A 7,184-nucleotide genomic window follows, 5' to 3' on the forward strand; every position below is an offset into this window, starting at 1 on the left:
CAGAGGGCTATCGCAGGTTTACCTAGGCGCATGGAGTAACCCACGGTGTCGGACAGGCCTCGGGCGATTTTCAAATCCTTATTCATCAGTTGCATCGAAAAACCGGACGCAAACGAGCCGCTGAGCATGAATTGCTTAGCCTTGTTTTCTGACGTATTGCTACGCCCACTGGATGCATTGAGCACGTCGACCATCACCTCGGGCTCGATACCGAAGCGCTTGGCTACGTGAAGCGCTTCGACAGTGGCTATCAACCCGGCCGCCGACACATAGTTATTCAACGCCTTGGCCGCGTGACCTGATCCGGCAGTGCCGATGTGCAAAATGTTTTTGCCCATGGCGTCTAGTAGTTCACGGCAGCGCTCCATGACAGCGGACTCGCCGCCCACCAGAATCGCCAAGGTGCCATCGACCGCGCGTTTAACGCCTCCGGAAACCGGTGCGTCCAAGTAGTCGAGGCCCAGTTCTTTCAGCTTCAAACCCAGCTCACGGGAGCGTGCGGGTTCGGAGGAGCTCATGTCGATCACCACTGCGCCGCGCGGCAATGCAGCAGCCCAACCGTGGGTACTTTGGTTGCCGAGCAGCACGCTTTCGACAATGGCCGAGTTGGGCAACATGGTGATCAGGACATCGAGGGACTTTGCGTTGTCAGCGTCGAGGCGCGTGGCATTAAGAGTGGTGACGATTTCAGACAATCGCCCTGCGTCTACGTCCGCGAGGAACAGTGCATGCCCCGCCTTGGACAAGCAAGTCGTCATCGGCAGCCCCATCATTCCAAGCCCGATGAAGCCAATCCGTTGCGGTTGAGTCATTTCAAATGCCCTATTGTTTTTTTGTCGAGTATCGCCAGCAGATATGGACAACACTATCGCGTCTTCACGCAGGCCGGGAGTTGGACTAAAACTATACGACTGTCATACAATCCGTCAATAGGCTAGTCAGCCTGGATTTTTCTAATCGTCAGCCGATCGGCATCTCATCGAGGGTTTCAAATGATTATCGAAATGCGGATTTACCATTGCGCACCGGGTCGCCTTCCCGCGTTGCACGAGCGCTTTACCAAGACCACATTCGGTTTTTTCGAGAAGTACGGAATCGAACAGTTGGGCTTCTGGACCACGCTGGCCGGGCCGACCAATCAGTCGCTGACTTACATGTTGAAATGGGCCAGCCTGGCCGAGCGCGAGACAAAATGGAACGCCTTCCAATCGGACCCTGAATGGATCGCCAAGCGTGCTGAAAGCGAAGCGCAGGCGATCATTGTTGAGCGCATCGAGAACCAGTTTCTGACGCCGACGGCTTACTCGGCGCTGCGTTAAAAACTGCTTCTTTGTGGGAGCGGGCATGCTCGCGATCTCTCCGGGGTCGCGCTCGACCGCAGCAGGCATTGGGGACCCCTTCGCGATCCATCGCGAGCAAGCCCGCTTCTACAATTTAATATTTGCAGGTCAATGGGTTACGCATTATTCGATAGGCAGCGGAACGCTTCACACCTTATCCGCGGCAGCAGTCTGCGCCAGTAACTCCAAAACATTTTTCGAGGCGTTTTCCACGTGGCGCAACGCTGCGGCACAGGCGCCCGGCTCATCGCGCAATTGAATCAAACGAACGATTTCCTTCAGCTCCGCAAGCATATGCACCATGCGCCCTTCACGGCCCAGAGACAGCGCCCGCAGCAAACTCACGCGGTTGTTCAATTGCTCCAGCATGCCGCCCACAATGGCGCTCTGCTCAATATCGAGTAACACGTGGTAGAAGCGCTGCTTGATGTCCAGCAAGGCCGTACCGTCGCGCCGTGGGGTATGTGATTGCTGAACGAACTCGTCGAAGACTGCTGCCAGTTCCACGACGTCTTCATCGCTGGCAAACCGAACGAAATTACGCACCGCCAGCACCTCCAGGGCACCGCGCACGTCGTAAATCTGAATAGCATCCTTGGCATCTACCGACGCCACATACGCGCCGCGATGCGGCACTTGCTCAACCAGGCCCTCAGCTTCCAGCTGGCGCAAGGCCTCGCGCAACGACGTGCGGCTGACATCCAAAGCGGTATAAAGCTGCTGCTCCACAAGGCGTTCGCCTGGTTTGAAGCGGCCGGAGATAATTTCATTGCGTAAGGCGTCCTGCACCTGATGGCGTAATGAAGAGGCCTGGCGTTGAACTTTCATCGTGCATTCCCGAGACGTGTGTGATGCCGCAATTAGTATGATTGTATGACGCGCTGCGGCAAAAAGACTACGGAAGAACTCATCTTTCCCTTTCGCATTTGTGCTGACTCGTGAGAGGTGTAACCTACGCCCGGTTGCCGTTTGGCTCGACGTTAATGTGCATAAGGGAAAAACAAGATGGACGCATTAGACTTGAATGAAGCCGCACTGGCGAAATACATCATCACCAACCCTGGCCTGAAGGATGAGATAAAAGACCTCAGCCCGGAGGAGCAAAAGCAACAGATTCAGTGGGCGTTTGAAGACGAAGCGGAAGATCAAGGCATCGAGCCTTGGGAGCTGACATTGCAATTCGTTGCGGAGTCGCCTGAACAATTGAAAGCGATGCGCCTCGAAACGCACACCCAGGCTGCCGAAGCGCTGGGGATGGATTGGGCCGAATACTGCGAGTTGAACGACATCCAGGAGTGAGTGTTTGCTGTGTCGTCAATTGCATGACATCCGCCCAAAGCCTGACTCACCAGTCAGTCATAGCGCTTTACCTTAAGGTCGCGGGTGGGTAACGTCTGCCGACATAAACACAAGGAATCGCGTGATGAGTGAGTTGATTTCGTACAGCCTGGAAGACGGTATCGCCACCCTGACCATGAGTAATGGCAAGGTCAATGCTATCTCGCCGGACGTGATTGCGGCGTTTAACACCGCGCTGGATCAAGCCGAGCAAGATCGCGCAGTGGTGATCATTACTGGCCAGCCGGGTATTTTATCGGGAGGTTATGACCTCAAAGTGATGATGACCGGGCCAGTGAATGCGATCAATCTGGTCACGGCCGGTTCAACATTGGCGCGACGCCTGTTGTCCCACCCGTTTCCGGTGATCATTGCTTGCCCTGGGCACGCAGTGGCCAAAGGTGCATTTCTGTTGCTGTCGGTGGACTACCGCATTGGTGTGGATGGTCCATTCAGCATTGGCCTGAACGAAGTACAAATTGGCATGACCATGCACCACGCCGGGATCGAACTGGCCCGTGACCGCCTGAGTAAGTCGGCCCTTCATCGGTCAGTGATCAATGGCGAAATGTTTACACCAGCAGGTGCTTTGGAAGCGGGGTTTCTCGACAAAGTGGTCAGTGCCGACGATCTGCTCAGCACCGCGCGCGCTGCGGCAATACAGTTGAAGAAGATCAATATGGCGGCGCACAAAAACACCAAACTGAAAGTGCGCAAAGCGCTGCTGGATACCCTCGACGAAGCCATCCTGTTGGACCAACAACAGTCCGTTGTCGGGTAGATTTTTCCCGTGAAGCAGCCTGGCATTCGCCGGGCTTTTTATTGGCTGTGAACTCGTAAAACTTTGCTGACTCTGATCATTACCAGCACGGTAAGCTAAGCGCTTCGTGCCAATCCTTGGTACAGCGTGCCAACCTAAAAAGAAGAAGCGATACCACTATGGGCCGAGTCGTTGCTGCTGCGGTTTACAGCGCCGGAAAAAAAATTACCGATATCACCCTCGACGAAGGCGCCGAATGGGCTGCAAAGCCGAGACACTTCGTCTGGATCGGCCTGGAGCAGCCCAGTGCTGAGGAACTCGCCACCTTGCAGCGGCAGTTTCATTTGCATGAATTGGCCATCGAAGACGCCCTCGAAATACACAGCCGACCCAAACTCGAAACCTTCGGCGACGCGCTGTTCATTGTCACGTATTCGCCAATTCGCGAAAACGGCAAGCTCGAGTTTATCGAGACACATATATTTGCCGGCAAGGGCTACGTGATCACGTCGCGCAATGGCCACTCAAAATCGTACAAGGCGGTGCGCCAGCGCTGCGAAGCACGGCCATTGTTGCTGGAGCACGGTGAAGATTTCGTACTCTACGCTCTGTTGGATTTCGTCGCCGAGTGCTATCAGCCTGTCACCGAAGCTATTCATGCTGAGCTTGATGTCTTGGAAGGTGGCGTGTTGGGCGGGGTGTTGACTGAAGCCGACATCCTCACTATTCACGCACTGCGCCGGGACGTGCTGCGCTTGCGTCGTTACGTGGCACCCATGGTGGAGATCGGTGAAGAACTGCAAAAACTGTCCTTCCCCTTCATCGACAAGAACATGCGCCCGTACTTTCGCGACGTGGCGATTCACGTTACCCGGCAAATGGAAGACTTGGCCAACCTGCGTGACATTGCCAGCCAGACCATCGAAATCGGGCAACTGCTGGAATCGTCGCGGCAAAGCATCGTGCAACGAAAATTTGCCGCATGGGCCGCTATCCTGGCATTCCCAACGGCGATTGCCGGGATCTACGGGATGAACTTCCAGAACATGCCAGAACTGAGCTGGCATTACGGCTATTACACAGTGCTCGGGACCATCGTCGCGGGCTGCGCCGGTTTATATGCCAGCTTCAAACGGTCTGGGTGGCTATAGCAGCTTAGAGCCTGTGCGCCACAAAACGCATCATCCATTCGGCCACGGTTACACCTTGGTGCTCATGCTCCAGGCTGGCCACGCCATTGGTGTAGATCACCTCACCGAGGGCCTGCTGGCGAATTTCCAGAAGCGCACGCGAGTAATCGTGGATGAACTCAGGGTGGCCTTGGAAGCACAGCACCTGATGGTTGATGTGATACGCAGCAAACGGGCAAAACTCACTGGAAGCAATGACGGTGGCGTTGTCCGGGAGCGCGGTAACTTGGTCCTGGTGGCTTATCAACAAGGTCAGGTCATTAATGGCCGGGGTCATCCACGGTGCCGCCGGGGCCAGCGTATAGCGATGGGTACCGACGCCCCAGCCCTGGGTCGCACGTTCGCTTTTACCACCCAACAGCAGCGCCAGTAACTGATGGCCGAAACAGATGCCCAGCAATTTGTCCCCGAGTTCAAAGCGTTGCAGCAGATACGTTTTGAGGGTTTGAATCCATGGCTCGCTGCCAAACGAGTCGGCCTTGCTGCCCGTTACCAGGTACGCGTCGAAATGCTCGTCATCGGCCGGATACACCCCGTGCATGACGTTGTAGATGCTGAACTGCGCTGCAATCGGTTGCCGTGAAAACAGCCGTTCGAACATCTGCCCATAACCTTGATATTGATCAACCAGTTCTGGACGCAGAACGTCGGTTTCCAAAATGCAGATGCGTAACGACATAAAAAAACACCTAAACGGTAAAGGAAATAGTGCCCGCTAAAGCCTGCCTTGGATGACCGCCTCAAGGCAAGACCCGTAACGCTATTGCGCAAATACCAACGATTAAAATTCCGACGTGTGCTCAGTATCCCGAATCAGGCTTACTCGGACGAACGGTAGGGTACTAACAAAGTGCGCCGGGACATGCTAAACGTGTCTAGCAAGGGCGATCATCAGAGGGTGGCGATGGGCCTCATAACTTTTCAGGAACGAAAACATAACATTTAGTTTAATTGGATCTAAGCCAAGTCAGACGCGGGCTCTAAGGTTAACTCCATAGCAGGCAAACGCTAAAAAAAGAAAACATGCGTTTGAGTAGCCGGGATTTCCGGGACACCTGTTCTGCAACACCCCCTTTGCCAGCTGCCCGATTAATGAAGTGCTCAATAATCGGCGAGCTTCAGTCGCTCAGGAAATAACAACAAAAGGCATCAGCCATGTTCAAACATTCGAAAATTCGTCAGGCGGGACTCATTGTCGTCGTTACCACTCTGGTGTTGATCTTGCCGAACATGACCCGTTTGTTCGGCTAATCGTTCAGCTACGCCAAACAAAAGTTCTCGGTGAAATCCGGGGACAGTCGGTGTGCACCTGTCTTTTAAATACTGAGAAGCCGCGTGACGGCACTTAGCAGTGAGTGACGGGGATAGCACGTCGGATCGAAGGGAATTATTCACAAGACAAGCTGAAGCGGCGCGCTCAGGCGCACCGCCATCGGCTTTTTTCAGCCTTGTTCTTGCATCTGCGAAGCGCGGATCGGCGAGACCGATACCTTGGCGTGCATTTGCTCGCAACCGCCGCCTCTGCGCATGCCACGTACCGGACAGGCGTCCAGGTAGTCCAAGCCTACAGCCAGCTTCAAATGACGTTCAGGACGAGCCAATTGGTTAGTCACATCAAAGCTGTACCAGGCGTCGTCAATCCAGGCTTCGGCCCAGGCATGACTCGCCAGATGCTCGCTGTCTTCGCTGTACAGGTACCCCGAGACATAACGCGCTGGCACACCCAAACTGCGGGCGCAGGCGAGAAACGCATGGGTGTGGTCCTGACACACACCCGCTTTACCAGCGAAAGCTTCGGCAGCGCTGGTGTCGACTTCCGTGGAACCCGGCGTATAGGTCATGTGCTGGTTCAGGCTATGCATCAAGTCGATCAGCGCGGTGCGGTCCTTGCGCTTTTGACACTGCAGGGCCGCGAACGCGCGAATCGCTTCGTCAGGTTCGGTCAAACGGGTAAAGCGCAAGAACGGCAGCGCAGACTGGCTTTCATGCTCGGACTCGGTTTTTTCGTCAATCTCGACCTGGCCACGAGCGCCGATAATGATCGCCTCGTGAGGTTCGTCGAGCGTCAGCACATGAAGGATATTGCCGAACGGATCAACTTGCGCGCGCACCGGACGCGGCAGCGTCAATTGCCAGCTGAGCACATGCTGGCGTTCGCTGTCGTGCGGGGTCAGTCGCAGGTACTGGATACTGGCACGCACCTGATCTTCATAGTGATAGGTGGTTTCGTGGCTAATTGAGAGTCTCATGCAGCCTCCAGGTACGAAGTGTGGATAGCGTCGCCCAATTGGGCTACTAACGGAATGAATTCATTCAACCATTCATGCAAACCTTCACCGAGAATTTCATCGATGCCGGTATAACGCAGGCGCGCATCTAATTGAGCAGCCAAGCGTTGCGCAGGACGACCGTTGGACCCGGGCAAGCTGGCGAGGGTCTCATCAATCTCTTCCAGACAGGCACGCAGCGAGCGCGGTATGTCGGCACGCAACAGCAATAATTCGGCGACCTGCCGCGCGCCTGGCGCATCTCGGTACAGCTCGGTGTACGCTTCAA

At 55.1% G+C, this 7,184-nt stretch carries 9 protein-coding genes; 4 read left to right on the forward strand and 5 right to left on the reverse strand.

The window, feature by feature from the left end; all coding sequences use genetic code 11:
• Positions 1-812 (reverse strand): NAD(P)-dependent oxidoreductase (locus M0974_RS12710; protein ID WP_297836817.1); only part of this gene is annotated, 812 nt, incomplete at its 3' end.
• A 180-nt stretch (positions 813-992) separates the two neighbouring features.
• On the opposite strand from M0974_RS12710, the gene M0974_RS12715 reads away from it, so the two are divergent.
• Positions 993-1,319 carry an NIPSNAP family protein gene (locus M0974_RS12715; RefSeq protein WP_297836821.1) on the forward strand — a complete coding sequence of 109 codons (327 nt, stop codon included), beginning with the start codon at positions 993-995 and terminating at the stop codon, positions 1,317-1,319.
• 168 nt (positions 1,320-1,487) lie between these two features.
• Here M0974_RS12715 and M0974_RS12720 read toward each other — a convergent pair whose 3' ends face one another.
• Positions 1,488-2,168 carry a GntR family transcriptional regulator gene (locus M0974_RS12720; RefSeq protein WP_297836823.1) on the reverse strand — a complete coding sequence of 227 codons (681 nt, stop codon included), beginning with the start codon at positions 2,166-2,168 and terminating at the stop codon, positions 1,488-1,490.
• 177 nt (positions 2,169-2,345) lie between these two features.
• Between M0974_RS12720 and M0974_RS12725 the strand changes: the two genes are divergently transcribed.
• The 3 genes from M0974_RS12725 to M0974_RS12735 all read left to right on the forward strand — a co-directional run bounded on the left by M0974_RS12725 (position 2,346) and on the right by M0974_RS12735 (position 4,589).
• Positions 2,346-2,639 carry a DUF6388 family protein gene (locus tag M0974_RS12725; protein ID WP_297836826.1) on the forward strand — a complete coding sequence of 98 codons (294 nt, stop codon included), beginning with the start codon at positions 2,346-2,348 and terminating at the stop codon, positions 2,637-2,639.
• 124 nt (positions 2,640-2,763) lie between these two features.
• Positions 2,764-3,459 carry a crotonase/enoyl-CoA hydratase family protein gene (locus M0974_RS12730; RefSeq protein WP_297836828.1) on the forward strand — a complete coding sequence of 232 codons (696 nt, stop codon included), beginning with the start codon at positions 2,764-2,766 and terminating at the stop codon, positions 3,457-3,459.
• A 158-nt stretch (positions 3,460-3,617) separates the two neighbouring features.
• Complete coding sequence (locus M0974_RS12735) at positions 3,618-4,589, forward strand: magnesium and cobalt transport protein CorA (RefSeq protein WP_297836830.1); 972 nt, start codon at positions 3,618-3,620, stop codon at positions 4,587-4,589.
• A gap of 4 nt (positions 4,590-4,593) precedes the next feature.
• Here M0974_RS12735 and M0974_RS12740 read toward each other — a convergent pair whose 3' ends face one another.
• From M0974_RS12740 to M0974_RS12750, 3 genes are all read right to left on the reverse strand, one after another.
• Positions 4,594-5,307 (reverse strand): amidotransferase, encoded by a 714-nt coding sequence (locus M0974_RS12740; protein ID WP_297836833.1) that lies wholly within the window; start codon positions 5,305-5,307, stop codon positions 4,594-4,596.
• Between the two features lie 763 nt (positions 5,308-6,070).
• Positions 6,071-6,877: a transglutaminase family protein gene (locus M0974_RS12745; protein WP_297836836.1), complete on the reverse strand. Its 807-nt coding sequence runs from the start codon at positions 6,875-6,877 to the stop codon at positions 6,071-6,073.
• A partial coding sequence (locus tag M0974_RS12750) for an alpha-E domain-containing protein (protein WP_297836839.1) occupies positions 6,874-7,184 on the reverse strand: 311 nt, incomplete at its 5' end. The genes M0974_RS12745 and M0974_RS12750, both read right to left, overlap by 4 nt.

Source organism: Pseudomonas sp. (assembly GCF_026224925.1).
Classification (GTDB): Bacteria; Pseudomonadota; Gammaproteobacteria; order Pseudomonadales; family Pseudomonadaceae; genus Aquipseudomonas.